The sequence below is a fragment of the Bdellovibrio sp. KM01 genome, from assembly GCF_013752535.1.
Taxonomy (GTDB): domain Bacteria; phylum Bdellovibrionota; class Bdellovibrionia; order Bdellovibrionales; family Bdellovibrionaceae; genus Bdellovibrio.
On the sequence record NZ_CP058348.1, the window covers coordinates 2,474,117 to 2,492,042 of the forward strand.

18 protein-coding genes are annotated in these 17,926 nt (G+C 46.0%); 5 read left to right on the forward strand and 13 right to left on the reverse strand.

Annotation, left to right across the window (positions count from 1 at the left end; translation table 11 throughout):
* Positions 1 to 84 precede the first annotated feature (84 nt).
* Positions 85 to 321, reverse strand: a complete 237-nt coding sequence (locus HW988_RS12045; protein WP_181604497.1) for a hypothetical protein — start codon at positions 319 to 321, stop codon at positions 85 to 87.
* Between the two features lie 132 nt (positions 322 to 453).
* On the opposite strand from HW988_RS12045, the gene HW988_RS12050 reads away from it, so the two are divergent.
* Positions 454 to 765 (forward strand): hypothetical protein, encoded by a 312-nt coding sequence (locus HW988_RS12050; RefSeq protein WP_181604498.1) that lies wholly within the window; start codon positions 454 to 456, stop codon positions 763 to 765.
* Positions 766 to 821: 56 nt separating this feature from the next.
* Here the strand turns inward: HW988_RS12050 and HW988_RS12055 are convergent, their stop codons facing one another.
* Complete coding sequence (locus HW988_RS12055) at positions 822 to 1,205, reverse strand: hypothetical protein (RefSeq protein WP_181604499.1); 384 nt, start codon at positions 1,203 to 1,205, stop codon at positions 822 to 824.
* A 108-nt stretch (positions 1,206 to 1,313) separates the two neighbouring features.
* Positions 1,314 to 2,804 carry a MerR family transcriptional regulator gene (locus tag HW988_RS12060; protein WP_181604500.1) on the reverse strand — a complete coding sequence of 497 codons (1,491 nt, stop codon included), beginning with the start codon at positions 2,802 to 2,804 and terminating at the stop codon, positions 1,314 to 1,316.
* Positions 2,805 to 3,425: 621 nt separating this feature from the next.
* Here HW988_RS12060 and HW988_RS12065 point away from each other — a divergent pair.
* Positions 3,426 to 4,154 carry a lytic transglycosylase domain-containing protein gene (locus tag HW988_RS12065; RefSeq protein WP_181604501.1) on the forward strand — a complete coding sequence of 243 codons (729 nt, stop codon included), beginning with the start codon at positions 3,426 to 3,428 and terminating at the stop codon, positions 4,152 to 4,154.
* 74 nt (positions 4,155 to 4,228) lie between these two features.
* Here the strand turns inward: HW988_RS12065 and HW988_RS12070 are convergent, their stop codons facing one another.
* The 4 genes from HW988_RS12070 to HW988_RS12085 form a co-directional block, all read right to left on the reverse strand.
* Positions 4,229 to 4,951, reverse strand: coding sequence for a hypothetical protein (locus HW988_RS12070; RefSeq protein WP_181604502.1), 723 nt, complete (start codon positions 4,949 to 4,951; stop codon positions 4,229 to 4,231).
* 74 nt (positions 4,952 to 5,025) lie between these two features.
* Positions 5,026 to 5,697, reverse strand: a complete 672-nt coding sequence (locus HW988_RS12075; protein WP_181604503.1) for a hypothetical protein — start codon at positions 5,695 to 5,697, stop codon at positions 5,026 to 5,028.
* Positions 5,698 to 5,812: 115 nt separating this feature from the next.
* Positions 5,813 to 6,139: a thioredoxin gene (trxA, locus tag HW988_RS12080; RefSeq protein ID WP_181604504.1), complete on the reverse strand. Its 327-nt coding sequence runs from the start codon at positions 6,137 to 6,139 to the stop codon at positions 5,813 to 5,815.
* Positions 6,140 to 6,218: 79 nt separating this feature from the next.
* Positions 6,219 to 7,283, reverse strand: a complete 1,065-nt coding sequence (locus HW988_RS12085) for a hypothetical protein (RefSeq protein ID WP_181604505.1) — start codon at positions 7,281 to 7,283, stop codon at positions 6,219 to 6,221.
* Between the two features lie 52 nt (positions 7,284 to 7,335).
* On the opposite strand from HW988_RS12085, the gene lptF reads away from it, so the two are divergent.
* Positions 7,336 to 8,487: an LPS export ABC transporter permease LptF gene (gene lptF / locus HW988_RS12090; RefSeq protein WP_255489992.1), complete on the forward strand. Its 1,152-nt coding sequence runs from the start codon at positions 7,336 to 7,338 to the stop codon at positions 8,485 to 8,487.
* Between the two features lie 203 nt (positions 8,488 to 8,690).
* Here lptF and HW988_RS12095 read toward each other — a convergent pair whose 3' ends face one another.
* From HW988_RS12095 to HW988_RS12105, 3 genes are read right to left on the reverse strand one after another with little or no spacing between them, the layout of a single operon-like run.
* Positions 8,691 to 9,632, reverse strand: coding sequence for a DNA-processing protein DprA (locus tag HW988_RS12095; RefSeq protein WP_181604507.1), 942 nt, complete (start codon positions 9,630 to 9,632; stop codon positions 8,691 to 8,693).
* Positions 9,633 to 9,672: 40 nt separating this feature from the next.
* Positions 9,673 to 11,322 carry a LysM peptidoglycan-binding domain-containing protein gene (locus tag HW988_RS12100; protein ID WP_370468130.1) on the reverse strand — a complete coding sequence of 550 codons (1,650 nt, stop codon included), beginning with the start codon at positions 11,320 to 11,322 and terminating at the stop codon, positions 9,673 to 9,675.
* Positions 11,323 to 11,343: 21 nt separating this feature from the next.
* On the reverse strand, positions 11,344 to 11,868 hold the full coding sequence (locus HW988_RS12105; RefSeq protein ID WP_142700777.1) for a tol-pal system YbgF family protein: 525 nt from the start codon (positions 11,866 to 11,868) through the stop codon (positions 11,344 to 11,346).
* Between the two features lie 314 nt (positions 11,869 to 12,182).
* Between HW988_RS12105 and HW988_RS12110 the strand changes: the two genes are divergently transcribed.
* Both HW988_RS12110 and HW988_RS12115 read left to right on the forward strand, forming a co-directional pair.
* The gene (locus tag HW988_RS12110) at positions 12,183 to 13,097 is read left to right on the forward strand and encodes a ComEC/Rec2 family competence protein (protein WP_181604509.1); all 915 of its coding nucleotides are present in this window, start codon (positions 12,183 to 12,185) and stop codon (positions 13,095 to 13,097) included.
* Complete coding sequence (locus HW988_RS12115; RefSeq protein ID WP_181604510.1) at positions 13,082 to 13,840, forward strand: ComEC/Rec2 family competence protein; 759 nt, start codon at positions 13,082 to 13,084, stop codon at positions 13,838 to 13,840. Before HW988_RS12110 ends, HW988_RS12115 begins: the two co-directional genes overlap by 16 nt.
* Here the strand turns inward: HW988_RS12115 and HW988_RS12120 are convergent.
* The 3 genes from HW988_RS12120 to HW988_RS12130 form a co-directional block, all read right to left on the reverse strand.
* Complete coding sequence (locus HW988_RS12120) at positions 13,837 to 14,301, reverse strand: hypothetical protein (protein WP_181604511.1); 465 nt, start codon at positions 14,299 to 14,301, stop codon at positions 13,837 to 13,839. The genes HW988_RS12115 and HW988_RS12120 overlap by 4 nt on opposite strands.
* A 242-nt stretch (positions 14,302 to 14,543) precedes the next feature.
* Positions 14,544 to 16,625: a TonB-dependent receptor gene (locus HW988_RS12125; RefSeq protein WP_181604512.1), complete on the reverse strand. Its 2,082-nt coding sequence runs from the start codon at positions 16,623 to 16,625 to the stop codon at positions 14,544 to 14,546.
* A gap of 23 nt (positions 16,626 to 16,648) precedes the next feature.
* On the reverse strand, positions 16,649 to 17,926 hold the full coding sequence (locus tag HW988_RS12130; protein ID WP_181604513.1) for a lysine N(6)-hydroxylase/L-ornithine N(5)-oxygenase family protein: 1,278 nt from the start codon (positions 17,924 to 17,926) through the stop codon (positions 16,649 to 16,651).

The window sequence follows — 17,926 nt, forward strand, 5'->3', positions numbered from 1 at the left end:
AAAACAAAAAAAGGCTTCGAGAAATCGAAGCCTTTTTTTTATTCCCCAAAAAGGTGCCTGCCAGTTTCTGGTAGCGATAGCGCGTTAATAGTGGTTGATTCGCACACGGTGGCCTTCACTGTCGATGACTTCCGAAAGTTGGCCAACGGGACTCTGTACCGGACTATTCCAGTCATCGATCTTAGTAGCACCCTCTTTACGCTCGGGATTCACAATCAATCCTGGAGATTGAAAATCTGAAGACTGATAGGGCTCCTCAAAATCCGACTCGTTTTCAAAGCCCGAAAAATTAAAATCTGTGGGAACTTGCTGCTTAGGCATGTGAACCTCCCTTTGTGATCTTTTAAGTCTAACTGATTTCAGATGAGCCCTCAGAAAACTGCAATTTGGCACTGGCCTCGCAGCCAGCTCAAGAGAGGCATAAGATAAAATTCATCACAAAAGAGTACTCCCATGACCTTACATATTCGTTTTTATGATGATCTAAATGTCTTTCTGCCGCAGGTGTATCGCTATCGCGAAATCACTTTTCAAAGTTTTCAACACTCCACCATCCAGGAGGTGATTGAATCCTTAAACGTGCCGCTATCCGTGGTTGATTTAATTTTGGTTAATGGTGAAAGCGTTCCCGTGAATTACAACGTCAAAGAAAACGATCGAATCAACGTTTATCCATTTTTCGAGGAAATCGAAATCGGCAGAGAAACTAGCCACAGCGAAGACATCAGAACGCCGGCTAAATCTGCCAGATTTTTGGCAGGCTAAAATAAAAAGCCACGTAAGATACGTGGCTTTTTTCAATCTCATATTGAAAAGTAAAACTATTCAATTATTTTGCAATTCATACTGGACAAGATCAGTTGCCCGTCCGTAGAAGATCTTAGATCTGCAGTAGCTGCGATTTTAGCACCCGTCTGCTGAGCATAAACCTGCAAAGTCTCGTTCCCGCTTTTTTCACATTGGTATTGAGACGTGCGACCGTTGTCATAGTCAGAAGATTCACGAATACAGTTAAATTGATATGGTGATGAATCTTTGCCAGTTTTCCAGATTGCGATATGAGTCGAATCGGAACCATCGGCTTCGTGTACGTGCATGCCATAAGCCGCATGACCATCTTCACGAACCTCTTTGCTAGTGCAAAGAAAGGAAGCTTGTGCGGAAGTTGCGATCAACATAAGGGAAGCGATAAAAAGTGATTTCATAGGCCATCTCCTGTTTCTATAAATATTGAAACTCCAGAAACGGCCCCTGACTACGAAAAAAGCCTCTTACAACGCAAGAGGACGAGCCAACTACTCGATAGGACCTGACTAAGCTTTCAGATACAGTGAACCATCTTGAGTTTTATAACCAAAATCCACCCAAGTGAGCTTGTGCTTCTGCTCCCAATCATTAATGGCTTCTAAGTATTCTTTCTCCCACAATGACTTCAAAATGGCGCTGCGTTTGTAAAACCACCAGCAGGTCACGGCATGCGCCTTCATAAAGACTTTAGTGACCTTGTCTTTTAATAAGTCGCGCACCAAAGGATCTGCGATTTTCGCAAGAATATCGGCATGGGCATTTTCATCTTTTCTAAGAGCAATGCGAATGCTCCGAGCCTCGGCAACACTGACGTTTGCAACTCGGGAAAAAATCAAATCCCAGTCTTCCATATAAATGAGTAAACCCTTGGTGTACTTCAGTTCGGGCAGATTCTGGGGACAATCACTTTCCGTTCTGCTTCTGAACCCCAAAAAGTTTTCTCGTTGGTAGAGATCCCTTAAAGTATCTAGAATAGTTAATTCCATCGGACTGGCGATAGGCTGACTGCGATAGAATTTTTCTAGATCCCAACTGGCATGACTGTATTTAGCTCTGTCTTCAGCGCTCATCGTAACAAAAGCATGAAACAATTCATTGGGTTCACACCAGTAAAGGCCTTTAGCACCCAACCTCTGCGGCGCCGTCAAAATCATCGGATCCATATCAGAAAAGGAATCAAAATCAATTTGACCGACTTTGTCTTGAACCATTTTTAAAATATCCAAGAAGGGACTGCGAAAGGCGACGACTTCTAATCCACACCTGGCCGAAAGTTCATCACACATCTTGCCGATTTCTTGAGAGTGCGAATACTCCACGTCCATCCAAAACATTTTGGTATGAGAGAAATATTCCGGCACCAATCCATAACGAAGCGGATTGAATTGCGAATACCCTTCCGAGTACAGCACCAAACTCCCACCCGAGTTCCCTCGCCCCGGCCCCATCAGAATATTTTTACCTTTAGCGTATTCAAAGATCTTGCGAAGACCGGCAATCATCATTTTCTGGGGTTCTGAGTATAACGACACTTCATGTGCCACTTGTACTTCAGCTTGTTGATCCACGACGCCACGACGTTTTAATTTATTAACACTTTCAGCAACAAAGTTTTCCATAACTTGATTCCTCTCAGTTGGGGACAGTTCCCTGCCCAGTTTTAGAGAGGTCAAAATGGTTTCAAGACTTAAAATTTGCTCTTTCAGATTATGCAGATCCAAGCGACTCTCTTGAAGACGTCTCTCCAAAAAATCCTGCAGCGAACTGTCACTTGTCTCTTTCAATAAGACTTTTATCTCCTCAAGCGAAAACCCCAGTTGCTTAAACTGCAATATCGCTTGAGCCTGCGAAAGCTGCCCGCGCCCATAAACGCGATAGCGACTCTCACTGCGCGAAGAAGGCACTAAAATCCCCTTCTCCTCATAGATCCGCAAAGCTTTAATAGAAAGCCCCGCAGCCTTACCAAATTCTGAAATAGACAACCAATCTTTCATCATCGACCTCTGAATATAAGCCTCCAGTCCGCCCCAAGGGCAGAGTAAAGAACAAATTCAAAAGGTCCGGCTGCATCGCAAAAATCACAACGCACACAGTTACCGAAGCGGAGATAATACAAAAAACCGGCAGGCACCTTTTCGAGGCGAGTCCGCAAAGCGGACAAGCCCCCCCCCCCCCCCCATCTCTCCCAGCGAGTCAGCCAAAGGCTGACAAGCCCGTCTGCAACTAAATGCAGTACGAGGATTGGTGTCTCAAATTAAGGATTGATTGGCGCATGCGTGCACGAAGTCGACCTCCGTCGGCGCTCGGATGCGCGAACCCGCCAAGGCGGGCGACGGTGAGCCCGGATGGCGTGTCGACGCAGCTGCATGCAGGCGACAAGCAAGCCTTAATTTGAGACACCAAGCCGCGTTCCGAGCAAGAACGTTTCAGAGTGAGAAGTTGACCCGTTTTGGCTAACTAATGATCTGACAGTGTCGACAGATTGGTTGACAGTGCCTACCTCACATTCGCCCACATTCCATCTGAAAGACGCCTCATTCAAAGACTCAAACAATTTCACAGGCTTAACCGGTTGGCCCGCCCCCTGCACTAGTACCTAGATAACAGGAGGACGGGATATGAAAACGAAACATCTCAAATCAACACTCGCTTTAGTTACCGCCACTCTAGTCATGGTTCTTTTCAACAACTTTGAATATGTGAACTGGAGCAAAATCTTAAAGCTGCCAGTAATCGAAACGGTGAATGAAGCTTCACGCGTTGCCCATGCTAAAGAGTTGTTGGGAGGCCGCTATAAAGGTTCAGCCGCTCAAAAAATCGAAGGCCGCGTGGCTTTGAATTTGATGATCTATAAAAAGGTTCAAGGCTACCTTGAGCCGCAATGGAAAAACCGCGCAGGCGATATTTCCAGCGCTATTATCTCTGAATCTGACAAGTTCAACTTGGATCCAGTATTCGTAATGGCGATCATTAAAACAGAAAGCACGTTCAATCCACTGACGGTGGGTAGCTTTGGCGAAATCGGCTTGATGCAAATCAAACCTGATACAGCTCAATGGATCGCAAACAAATACGGTATTCCTTGGAAAGGTAAGAAAACTCTTACGAACCCAGTGACGAATATCCGTATCGGAGCAGCTTACATGGACTACCTTCGCAAGCAGTTCCCAGGTAAAGCGAACAAATACGTGAGCGCTTACAATATGGGTCCTAAAAACGTTCGCCGCCTTCTGGCTCAGAACGTGATGCCTGAGGAATACAACGGCCGTGTGATGAAGAACTACAAAGACTTCTACACAAACTTGGCTGACGCTCCAACAATTCAAACGACAGTTGCTACGAACTAAAATCAGAACGACATAAAAACAAAAAGCCCTGGTTCATCACCAGGGCTTTTTGTATTTTCAAATTTTAAAGAAACCTAAGGAATCGCAGACAATTCCGCGCGAACCCGTTCTTTGGATTCCTCGCGACGGCTGACGTAATTCAAGATTTTGATAGCGCTGATAACACCCACCACATTGTCGTCCATGTCATAGATCGGAGAAAGATAAAGAGGTTTCATCGTCAAAACCATTTTATCGAAACCAAAGTTTTCCGTAACTAGATGAACCGGGATGATGTTTTCAACATTGGTGTGAACCAAAGTTCCATTCGTCGTTGCTTCCTGGAACTGTAAGTATTTATCCGTGATCGATTGATCACGACTGAACAGCTCATACCAAGGAATGGAAACCAACTCATCCAAAGAGTAACTGCAGCAGTCCATCAACGAAATACTGCGGAACGTTTGATGACCTTCCGTGTTCACAACTTCAAAACTTGTTTCGTCATCCACAGAAGAAAAGAAATCAGGGTGCGTTTTCAAACGGAACGCACTCAGGAATCGCCACAAGAACTGTTTGTCAGAAATGCGCTCGCCTGTGGAGTGCATTTGGAAGAACTCAACCCACTCTGCCAACGCATTAGCGATCGGCCCTTGCGCTTCTGAAGGCAAGCGATCGAAAGCCAAGCCAGGATAATCACCTTTGATAGAGCGTGGTTTTTCCAAAAGAGAATGGAATTGAAGCAAAGACTCGCGGTAAAGGTCTCTCGCTGGGTTTGCTTCCGGAAGATTTTCAGAATTCAAAATATTTTCAAGCATATGCACCTAAGATCATTTCTACCACGAAAGCCAAGCAAAGCAAACAATCTCCCCTCAGATGATAACTAATGCAATCAGCCCTGGGCGGGGCTCAGACTCTCACATTTAAGGATTTTGAATGCATGAATCCCACCAACCACCGCACCGGTCCCGTCATACACCGGCGATAGATACATAGGCTTGATGGTCGTTGCCAGTTTGTCGAACCCTGAAATTTCCACAACTTCGTGCACTCGAATCAAACCTGGCAGATCCCTGTGGGTCAAAGTTCCATCTGTAATGGTGGATTGAAGGTTTATGTAGCTATTGGTGATGTCCTCATCGCGACGATACAGGTTCGGCCACGGAACAGAGATCACTTCATCCAAAGTGTAGCTACACACCGACATGAAACTCAGGCTGCGAAAAGTTTGCAGCCCGGCACGATTAACCACCTCAAGACAGGTTTCATCATCGATTTTAGAGAAAAAATCACCGTCAGGCTTTAAACGAAAAGCCCCTAAGAACCGCCACAAAAGCTGCTTATCGGAAATCGAGTTTGGCATGGTATGCATCGAGAAAAAATCCACCCACTCTTGCAATGCATGTAGCACGGGGGCTTTGTATTGCTCGGGAAGACCATCATAAGCATATCCGGGGTAGTCCCTCTTCAGCGCGTGACTGCCCCCTAGCAACTCAGCAAACTTCTTTAAAGCTGTTTCATAGGATTCAGTTGAGACAGAGGTGACCTCAGGCAATGACTTCATGGAGCAAGCGTAGCGAAAACTGCTGAGGATGTCGAATTCTCTGAAAAAAAAAGAGGGAACTTGAAAAAGCTCCCTCTTTTAAAATTTTAACTTTTTTAAACAAGCCTGTGTGGGCTTATGTATTTTTAGTCAAGAAATCAACAATAGCGTCTTTCGGGTGGTTGCCAACAAGTTGACCCACTTCGCTACCGCCTTTGAATAACAACATCGCTGGAATACCGCGAATACCGTATTTTGAAGGAGTCGCTGGATTCTCATCCACGTTCACTTTTACGATTTTCACTTTTCCAGACAACTCAGTCGCCACTTCCTCTAGCTTTGGAGCCAATGCGCGGCAAGGACCGCACCACTCTGCCCAGAAATCCACAAGAACTGGAGTTGAAGAATTCAAAACTTCTGTTTCAAAAGAACCGTCTGTTACTGCTGTTGTATTTACGCCCATAGAGGCCTCCGTATTAGAACAAATTACCATACTTAATTTGAGAACGGAAAAGATATAGTCAAGGTCCCCTAAGGAGCAATCACTTTTTAAAAAGGGCTTTCGTGAACTGTTGGCGCAACTTATCGAGATCGTTAATGGATTCCTTGTCCCACTCTGACGCGATGTCTTGTTGGCGTTTACGGGATTCCACACGGGTGATTGTGCTAACTGGAGCGACTTTCACATCCGACACCATGTTTGCGTATTTTTTCATTCGTTCCGCAAGCTTAGCCGTGGATTTTTCAAGCTCTTGACGAGCCTTGGATGGTGGAGTTTCTGGCTGAGGAGCCTCGTCCTTGCCTTTAACCGTCTTAGCATCTGCGGCTGGAGCACCTGCTCCAGACACGTTTTCGACCTTCTCCACTTCAGGCGCGCCGCCTCCAAGAAGCTCTCTTTCCAGAGCTTTGAGGTCCACATCAGGAAAAGCCACTTCTTCAGGCGCGGCCTCTGCTTGTGCCTCAGAAACAGAGGCTTGAAACTTAGCGCCGATTTTAAAGCGCGGAGTTTCTTTATCTTCTTCGTTATTTAGAGTGAACTCTGCACCCTCACCTTGAGGTTCTTGATCGATGTTAAAGCCCATTCCTGCCGGAACATTTTCGCCCTCTTCAGGTGAAGTTCCTTTAACAAAGATGGCTTCATTTTCCGTGGTGAATTTTCCTTGTGCCGCCGCGGGCGAAAGTGGCTTCGCAGTCGGACTTTCCAGGTGACTGGCTTTATTTAATTTCTCAAGCAAAGCGCTTTCATCCTGCCCTAAAAGTTTGGCCAGAACTTGTACGATTCGAAGAGGCGCCACTGGTGCTTCCAAAATCATATCGACGCGCAACTTGATCAAATCTTGGGGACTTGGTTTAAAGCCTGCGGGAAAAATCAGCACGGCCTTACCACCCCAACGACTCATCTCTTTCAAACGCTTGCCGACTCCCAATGAGGAAACCTTAGCTCCTTTACCGGAACCAATAACCACATCAGGGTTGAAGCTAATAATTTGATCAGAGACGGCGTACTCACTCGATAGACCAATGACGTCAAAACCCACTTTTTTCAATGTCGATTCGACGCTCATGAGATCAGCGTAGTCTTCATACACCAGAAGAACCTTACTCATATCCCTCTATTGTCAGATATGCGGAGCTTTCGGTCAAACTACAGACTGGACGATGGGCGCGATGACTTACGATTTCCGCCCTACTACAATGAACCCCATGTTCAGTATCTTTAATGGCAAAAAAGCCGTGCAGTACATTTTTTTCGAGATGCTACCAAGTTTCGTCCTCGGTCTTTTGGTTTTCATTTCCATCATCCTCATGTTCCAGGTTTTGCGTCTGACGGAGTTTGCACTTGTCCACGGCGTGGCCTTAAAAACCATTGGCGAAATCGTGGGATACGTCGTGATCTCACTTTTGCCCGTGCTGTTCCCGATGGCTTTGCTGTTCTCGGTTCTTCTTACATATGGTCGCTTAAGTCAGGACTCTGAAATCGTGGCGATGAAAGCCTCGGGTCTGGCAATGGGGACTTTGATCATCCCGGCACTCCTGTTGGCTTTGATTGTCGGCATTGTCTCTGCACAGACATCGTTTGTGATCGCTCCTTGGGGAAATCGTCAATTCGAGGTTTTGTTCACGCGTTTGGCAAACACCAAAGCCACAGCCGTGATCAAAGAGGGAACTTTCGCAGAAGGCTTCTTTGACATGGTCGTTTACGCCAATGAAGTTGATTCCAAAAACGGCAAACTTCGCAAAGTCTTTATTTACGACGAGAAAAATGGCGATGTGCCATTGACCGTTATTGCCAAAGAAGGAAGCCTTTTGCCAGATCCTGAGCGTCCCGGCCAGGAGGTTTTGCTGCGTTTACAAAACGGTGAAATTCACCGTCAGACAAAAACACACACCAAGATCAGCTTTGATACGTACGACGTGCATTTTTCTGAACCGGATCAATATGAAGAGCGCGCTAAGTCCCCGCCTTCCTTGACGTTAGAAGAAGTAAAAAACCGCTTGAAACAAGATTTCAAAGATCCAGAAGAACATCGCATTATGCAGACGGAGCTTCACAAACGCTGGGCGATTTCTATTCTTTGCGTCGTCTTTTCTTTGATTGGCGTGGGTTTAGGAACGACAACAAATCGTCGTGCGGCGAAAGCCGGGGGTATGATTCTTTGTATCGGTATCATTATTTTCTATTGGGTGCTTTATGTCGCGGCCGAAGGTGCAGCACGCAGTGGCTCACTTCCTGTCGCCATAGCAATCTGGGCACCAAATATCATTTTTGGTGCAATCGCGATTCAATCTTTAAGAAAAAATTGGAATTAGAAGAGATCGTTTCGACTGGAGGTTGGGGCGGTCTTAAAATAAGAGCGATGCAGCAGCATCCTTACTACCACGGTCATCCTTGACCACATCGCCCCTCCCTTGAATCAAATGGTAAGAGCAACTCCCCACCCCTTGCAAAAGATTTTTTTAGATCATTTCACTTTTTTCAGTGCCGCTTTGCCATTCAAAACACGCCACTATCCCTAGTGGGACTCGCTCGAAACACCCACAATACCTGCTGTTTTAAAATTGTCGGTCAATAACTCGGAGTGAAATAAGGTGGACAAATCTTGGGCATCACGCACCATTTGCGCGCCATCCAACAGTAAATCCAGGCCGCCTAAAAAATGTGGATCCAGCGGATGACCCGGCACGACCCAAACTGGACGCGAAAGCTCTGCAGCCTGGTGTGCCGTGATCAAAGTTCCACTGCGACGTCTTGCCTCCACCAATAAAGTGGCACAACCAAGCGCCGCTATCAGACGATTGCGATGATGAAAAAGACGCTTATGCATCATCTGCTGCGGATCGTATTCACTGATGAAACAGCCTCCCCGATCAAGCACAGGAGTGATCCATTCCTGCAAGCTGCTGGGATAAATTTCTCCCAGTCCCGAAGGCAGCACCACCGCCGTCGGAATGCTTTTACGCAAAGCCAAAGAGTGCGCTTTTTGATCTACACCACGGGCTCCACCACTGATCACCAATGGCATTTGCTTTTCTAAAAATAACGCCAGCTCTTGCTCCATCCATTTTAATGAATCCGCACTGGGCTCGCGACTGCCGACAATGGAAATGGAACGCTCTATCATCCAACAAGGCGCCCCCCGATAAGAAAGCGTCAAGGGTGGCTCAGCCATGCGATAACACTGCGCCGGGAACAACGGATCACCATAACAGATGAACTGCATGCCCTGCATTTGCCAGCGCACAGTTTCTGCACACAGATCTTTAAACAAAGAAAAATTCTTTTCTAAAGAATCGCCAAGCTCTGGCAGATATTCCTGCATGGCCTGGCGGAGATAAAATTCTGTCAGACAACCGATCTGCGAAAGACGCAAATAAGTCTGATGGATCTCGTCGCGATGAACGCGATAAAGGGGATGGGATTTTATAAGTTGGGAGAGAGCATGGATTTCAGTCATAAAAAAAGGCTCTGCAAATTGCAGAGCCTTTCCTTAGTGATTACAATTCAAGATCAAGGTCTTCAGATCCGGACTCCGGCGAAACAGGAGGCGCGCCCTCTAAATCCAATTCTTCTTCAATTTGATCTTTGGATTCTGGTGCATGACTTTCATGAACATCCGGACCTGCTGAAGCCGTTTTTGTTCCCACTCCGACATAGTCTCCCAACAAGATATCTTCGTTGGAAGTCGTCACATAAGCTGTGGCAAAGTTTGGCGTCACGTTGACGATTTTTAAGCTACCGATATTACGATCATTCAAAACCGCATTGGTCTGACGATTGCGAAGAGCACTGTCTGCAAAAATCGTCAGATTTTGCCCCACCTGAAATCCGCGACCTGAACCGCCATCCAAGAACACCAAAGAGTTTGAACCAAAAAGCCCACGCTTTTTACCGAACTCCCCGCCCATGATTTTCGCATTGGCAGAATTATTCACGGCCCCCGGACGCGGATCGATCATTGGAACTTCACCTGGAACCAGAACGGCGCCAACTTCCACCGGCTGAATCGCTTTTTTTACGATGGCGCGATAGATATTTTTTTCGGCGTTTACCTTTTCCAGAATCTCCAGGCCACCTTGAACTTCAACCATGCGGCCTTTACGACCTTTCACCGCAGGATCAAATACTTCGCCCATATTTTTTTGAACGATGTAGTTCTTTTCTTGGTTGCCATTTAATTTTACGTAAACGTATTGGAATTCGTTCGCCGTCTGCGAATCCAATTCCGTTGCAGTGATAGTTCCAGCGCCCGGCACTTCGTTATCCGCTACGAAATAAGTCAGATACTCGTAAGGGATCGGCATTTTATTTTCTCTGAATTCAATTTCCACGGCAGAGCTGTCATCGAATACTCCGAAGCGACCTTTCGGTAAACTGTTCGGAAGTGAGCCCAACACGGGAGTGTGCTTACGACGAGTCGGTGGCACTGGAGGCTCAGTGATGCTTGGTTCAACAATTTTATCGCCTTCAGATTCAGCAACGGTTTCACCTTCTTTACCGGCCACGGCAAGAGTCGGCGCATCCATCATCGTACCTGGATAGAATTTGATATTCATATCCGGAGTGATTTCGTGGGGATTTAAAATCGATCCATTATTCAATGACCAAAGTTTCGGCCAAAAGTTTGGATCCCCGAAGAAAGTGTTGGAAATATCCCAAAGAGTGTTGCCCTTTTCGACTTTGTAAACTTCGGATTTACGAGCCCCAACAGCTTTGTCCCAAGCCTCATCTGAAGTGGGCTGTGCGTTGTACTTTTTGTAGATATTGTGAAAACGATTTTCTTTATTGAAATCCGGATCGCTGCTACCTGCATCTGAAAAACTTGACGATGCATCCGCATGAGTTGGCGCCGGCACATCATTCGGTGCAGAAATTTCTGGTGTGGGAACATCAGGTGCTGCTGGTGGAGGCGGAGTTTCAACACTTTGTCCCGATGAAGAGCCCGGTTGAATTTCTGTAAATTCAGGAACACTGGGCTCTACTGGAGCATCACTTTTTTTAGGTTCTAATACATCCAATGGATCTGCATCCCAGGTTGTATCTGGTGGAGGTGCATCCTGACCATGCGCTGTTTGGAATTGCACCAAGAGCGCACAGAATATAATCGTCAATGAGACTGAGAACTTCTTGTTCTTCACTGTTTGCATCCTTGCAAGTGGTGATTATTCTTAGTTGAACTGTTTCAGTTCAGCATCTGCTCTGAATGACTCTGGACTGCCTGGATATTTAGCTCTCACTTCCACAAGGGAACGTTTCGCAAACTGTGGCAGATTCATTTTTTTATACGTCATAGCTTTCGCAAATCGTGCACTCGCCGCTTTGTCACTGTTTGGATATTCTTTTTCAATGCGACCAAAATAGCGAATCGCCTCAGGGAAGTTGTTGTGCTCAACAGCCATTCTGCCCGCTAGGAACAACGCATTGTCCGCATATGTGCTTGCTGGAAAGCGCGTCAAAAGGCTTTGTAGACGGCTCTTCAAACCGATCTCATCATCGCGTTGAGAAGCGCTTACCATTTCAGCATACAGAGCTGTGTCAGATTGTTTCCTGAAATCTTGTCCCGTCAATTCCACCAACAACGCTTGCTGTTTCGGAGTTTGTGCGGCGCCTTTGATTGTGTTTGTTGACTTGGCTGCTGCAGCCAAAGGTAAGCTTAAAAGTAGTGTTGCTGCCAATCGTCCTAGTTGCTTCATCTCTCGACACTCCTTGATCTTTTACTAGTATGACATGCAATCCAAAGTGCAAACAAGCAGACTTATCCACACAAAATGTTGAGTTATTGTAATGCTGGACCTTGGACCTGTTGAATTTCAAGGGTTTCAGCGATTTGCATGAAATTTAAGCACATCATAAGCTCATGATTTTACTATCTTATTATTTAAAATCGCACTGTTTTTCAGCGCTGCAATTTCAGATCTTACAATCCGACTTACACGGACGCAGAGGACTCACGACAGATTATTTTAGAATCCGCACCTGCAGCGCTTTTTGCTAAGTCCTCGATTTCATGATTATTCTTATTCTCCTTGCCTTGAGCTTGAGCAATTGCACGCAGGACACCATGCTGAATAATGCATCAAGCCTTTCTCAGAGTTATCAACAAAAGTGTCTTACATTCATCCCGCGCGAGTCAGAAAATTACTCTGCACTGACCTCAATAGTGTGTGGTGAAAAATTAAACGATCAGAACCTGAAACAGAATTTGGTGAAAACATCGCTCATTCATATATTCGTGATTTCCGGATCTCATCTTCTTTTGCTCGACGAACTTTTTGCGGTTTTAAGAATTCCATTTTTTGTAAGATTCTTAATTTTGAGCTTTTACTCCTTGATCGTCGGCTGGCAACCACCCGCCGTAAGAGCCTTATCTGCATTGGGTTTGCGAGGACTTTTTAAATCACGTGGTTGGAAATTTCCGCCGGATTTAATGACGATGATTGCGGGATGTTTCACGCTCGCACTTTTTCCTGCGTGGTGGAACTCACCATCTCTGCTGATGAGTTGGTGTGCCAGTTTGGCACTGGCATGGACATCGCTGTTAAAAATAAAAAAAGTTTTTCCTCGCTTGTTGTTCAATCAATGCGCAGTTTTTATTTTCATGTGTGCTCCTCTGTGGGGCCTGAGTTCACTGCACCCCCTCGCACTGCTTTACAATCTGTTATTAGGGCCCGTGGTTTCTTACATTTTACTACCGCTAGGGTTTGTAAGCGTAATCATTCCATCCGTAGTGGGAGTGTTTGATTTTGTAATGACGGGCTTCTCCCAAATCCTGAAATGGGCCTCTGAACCTGTTCCCGGTGTCTCTGCGAAACAGATTTCAATATCCACATTATGGTTTTGGATTTTTGCGTGGCACATCTTCTTTCACTTTTTTCGGTTACGACTCCGCCAAGGAAAGGATGCTGCGTGGAATGGGTTTTAAGATTTTCACTTTTCTCATTGGTGTTGATAACTTTCAGCGCTACGCCGGTGGCAAATAAATCTGTGTTCTCATATCTCGTGATATGGAACGTCGGCCAAGGACAATGGGTGACTTCAGTTGACACCACCACCTGCCGACATTTTGACGTCGGTGGCGAACGATTTCCGTGGGCGAAAATCGCAAAGCTTTGCCGCGATAAAAATAACAAAATTTACCTCAGCCACTGGGATTGGGATCATATCGGTGCGTTAGCGAAATGGCCTTCCTCGTGGCAGAGCTGTCTGGCGATGAGGCCACAGGGAATTTCTTCACCGGGAAAAATGCGCCTGCTGGAAAAGTTTTCTGATTGCCCCGACAAATTGGATATTCCCCACTGGCAGGGGTTAACGGCTTTAAAAAAAACAAAAAAGTCTGAACGCAAAGCCGACACAAACGCGGCAAGCCAGATCACATCTTACAACGGCTTTTTATTCCCTGGCGATTCACCGGTAAAGGCGGAATTACTGTGGCAAAGTCTGCCTTGGGTGCGCGAAACTCGGGTTTTAGTGCTGGGCCATCACGGCTCTCGGACGAGCACATCAGATGAGCTATTAACTCACTTGCCACGTCTTACGATGGCTGTCGCATCCGCGCGCTATGCACGCTACAAGCATCCCCACGCCGAAGTGATTTATCGGCTAAAAAAGCGTCACATTCCCCTGCTAAAAACAGAGGATTGGGGAAATATTTGGTTTGAATATTAAGGAGTGCATTTTTGAATGCCTTCGTTGTCGTTACGGCATTCTAAAGGTTTTTTACAGAAATCATATTGGGAAGCACAAAGCTGGTTTGCACTCCCCTGGCCGTATTCCCCACCGACGCAGGCTTTGACACCGTCTCCGCGGTCTTTACAGCGCGTTGGATATTTACAATAGGAGTTATTATCCCCGCAAAGATCGCCGTTATTACCGACATTCGGAGATGAATCCAGGCACAACATCACTTTGTCGCCGCGATCCTGACATCTTAACGGGTAGGAACACAGACCTGCGGCCCCGGCGCAGTTATCGCCTTTCTTACCCGCTCCCATCGTGGTTCCTACACAAACGACCTTGCCATCGCCACGATCGCGGCAAACACCGCTGCCACGGCAATTGCAATCGATGCTGATGGCGAAACTGACGGAAGAAACCACAAGGCTGACGATAAAGACGAAATTTCTCATTCTTAAATCTTAGGGGCATTTCAAACCAAGTTGCAACTCTCACATCGAATCAGCGTTTCCTCCCGCGCGCTTTATCTCCGCTTCGGTAACTGAATGCATCATTGGAATAAAAACTGCGCCGCGTAGAAAGCACAGTGCGCGGAAGCTCACCTCCCCATCGGCAATCGCATGCAGCACGGAAATAAAAAAAGGCCTCCGTTTTTGGCGGAGGCCTTTTTTTGAGTTTCATTATTTCAAATCTGTTACCAGAAATACGTCACGCGTACACCGAACTCACGGGGTGAATTCACTTGGTAAACTTTTGTTCCATAGTAGGCGTTACTTGCATCGTATGTCACATATTTCTGATCAAGGACGTTACGGATATAGAACTCAGAGTTCAATTTCCATTGCGCCATCAGGTACGCCAAAGACGTATCCAAGTACCATTGCTCAGGAGCCGACTTGGTATTCGCAGCATCGCCATAGCTTGAAGACAAGTAGCGAAGTGTATTATCCCAATTCCACATGTCTGTCGGTTTGAACGTGTAGTTTAAGCTTCCTGTCCATGGGCTTGCGAATGGGAACTCGTTACCGTCATAGTTTTGATTCAAAGGTCCTTTAAAGTCGATGAAGCGTGTATGATTGTAACCCACACCTGCAGTCAATGCATTGTGTGCATTGATATTGTAAGTCGCTTCCAATTCCGCACCGTACACTTCAGAGCTTGCCGCATTCACGATCGCTGAATTGTAAGGGTTGTTCGCCGCATATTGCACCAGAACCTGCTGATCCACCCAGTGAGTGTAGAACACGTTCGCCGCAACTTTTAGCTGATCTTGGACACGCTTATAGCTTAATTCAAAGTTATGAGTCGTTTCTGGATCGTATTCGGCCACTGTGGATGTCCAACGATTCACGCTGACACCACCTGTACGGTAGCCCTGAGTATAGGAAATACCGTAAGAACTGATACCTTCCGTCAGGATGTAACCGATTTTAGGAAGCAGGATACCGCCCTCTTCGTCACCGCTCGCCGTTCTGGTCGAGCCATACACGATATAAGAATCGTACTTGTTCTTCATGTACTCATAACGAAGACCCAAGTTCATCGCATGATTTTCATTGAACTTATAAAGCATGGAATCAAAGATCGCATACGTGTTTTGGTATTTCTCAGTTTTTTGACGAACCGGGATTGGACCTGGAGCTAACACGTTAAAGTTATAGTCATCTTTGATGATGTAGTCGTGATAGTGCAAACCCAAAACGTTTTTAACTTTTTCGCTTTGGTATTTGTACAAGTTTTCAACGCTGAGGTAGCTGTCCGTGTGATCCTCATAACGAGTTCCAGCTGTTGCAGCTGAAGTTCCGTCTGCATCGGCGGTCGCGTCCTGGTCACTTTGCGAGTATGCCAGAATCGTTTCATTAGAGGAGTTTTCGTTGATTTTTTTAGTATAACGAAGGCTTGTCTGTTGATTATTCGTCAACGCACGGTTGTCGACATCCTCATACACTTTATAATCAAAAGGATCTGTGGATTGCGAATAAGTTCCGCCAGCTTCATTGTTAAGAACTTTGATGTTCCAACGAATCTCATCAAAGGCGTTCAATCTATACACTAAATCCTGAGAGATATAGTTCTTATCCTGACGTCCCCAGCGTTCGTTACCCGTCGTGACGTTTTCGATGAAGCCATCATAACGTTCCACGTTCACAGACGTACGACCGAACAGGTTTTCGCTTAATTTATAATTGGAAACCACGCCCACTTCTTTATATCCATAGCTACCCAGACCGGCTTTAACTGCGCCCTCTGTTGCATCGGACGCTTTACGGTGGAACAAAAGGATATTACCCGCAAGCGAGTTGATACCCTGAGTTGTGGATTGGGCACCACGATAGATTTCCACGTGATCCAAGTCCCAGAAATCAAACGCTCCGGCGGAAATTGCCAAGTCCGTCTGGAAAACATCGTCCACCAGGATCGATGCCAAATTGTCTTTTTGATATCCTGTTACGCCGATATTGTTAATACCGCGCAGACTGAAGGTGTTATCGTTCTTGTTCACTTGAACGTTGGGAAGACCATTGATGGATTTTAAGGAGTCGGCCTTAACCCCTTTATCATATGACTCGGCTTGGATAACAGTGATGGATTCTGTACTTTCCAAGTAGGACTTGTCTTCTTTATTACCCAGAATCTGCACTTGTTGCAGTTTGTAGGTTTCTGCGGTTTTTTCAGTTGTCGCCGTCTCTGATGCCGTCTGTGGTGGTTGTTCCGCTGTCTGGGCATGCACCAAGCTTGCCTGGACCGTGAACAATGCTGCGATGAAAATTCTCATTACTCTCTCTTCCTTCTTTCCCTTTATAATCCTTTATAGCTAACAAAATTAGGAACCATTTTCGATGTTTTATAGTGCTCTTTACCCAGCATATCGTTCAGGATGGTTGCGGATCTCCACGCCATCAAGCTCGTTTGCGGTTCAGAGATTCCATGTCCGTGACGGCTAAAGTTCATGGCATAGATCTTATTCTGCGAAGGCCCCTTCCATTTCACAGAGAAATTCTTCTGCAAAACAAAGCGACCTGTGTTGTCGAAATCAATCAGGTGTTGAATCGGCTCAATGATGTGCGGAATGCGGGTTCTAAAGCCGGTGCTTAGGATCACGATATCCGCATGGTGCGTTTCAGTTTTGTTCGAGAACGTGCTGCTGACAGTCAGTTTATAGCCATTCCCCGCCTCTTCCAGGCGATCCATGCAACGGGAAGGCAGGATCTCCACGATCGCCTCACTTTGATGAACGTGACGAAGTTGATAGATATCATTGTAAAGAGCTTCCAAATACTCTGGAGTATTCCCGTCAGAAGCCATTTTCTGATGGCGCACGATAGGATCTTTAAGGTTTTGATCTAAACCAAAGAATTCTTCCACGTAATAAGGTGTGAAGTATTCATTCACGAACGGAGAATTGTCCAACGGTTCCAAGTTCGCGCGGCTGGAAATCAGTCGCGTGCTGCATGGCTCTCCCCATTTGCCTTTAAAGCAATTGCGAAAGATCTCGATCCCCGTTTGCCCGCCACCAATAACAACTACGTTCTTACCCGTGACATCCAAAGTTTTAAGATAAGGCGATTTTGCGTGGAATACTTTAGGACCGATGAAGTCTTTGGCAAAATCAGGAACGTTTGGAGTTAGCCCCGTTCCGATACAGATATTGTCGGATTTAGCGATGTTGTTACCAGAACGAACCTGGAATTGACCATCTTTGAAATTTACTTCGTCGATTTGCGCGCCAAAGTTCAAACGGTGGTTTAATTGCTTACTTACCCACTGGCAGTACATTTCAAATTCACGGCGAGTCACCACTTGGCGATTCGTGTTCATGAAAGAATAATACAAACCATTTTGAACCAGATAGTTCATGAAGCTGTAAGGGTTTGTCGGGTCCGCCCCCATCACCAGGTCTTTGAGGAAAGACGTTTGCATTTCTGAATCTGCAAACATGATTTCTGAGTGCCAGTCGAAACTTGGTTTGCCGTCAAAGAAAGCACTGTGGATCCCCGCAGTTTTATCTGCCAAGGCCGCAAGACTTAGATTGAAGACGCCGATACCAATTCCTATAAGATTGTATTTTTGTTCCAT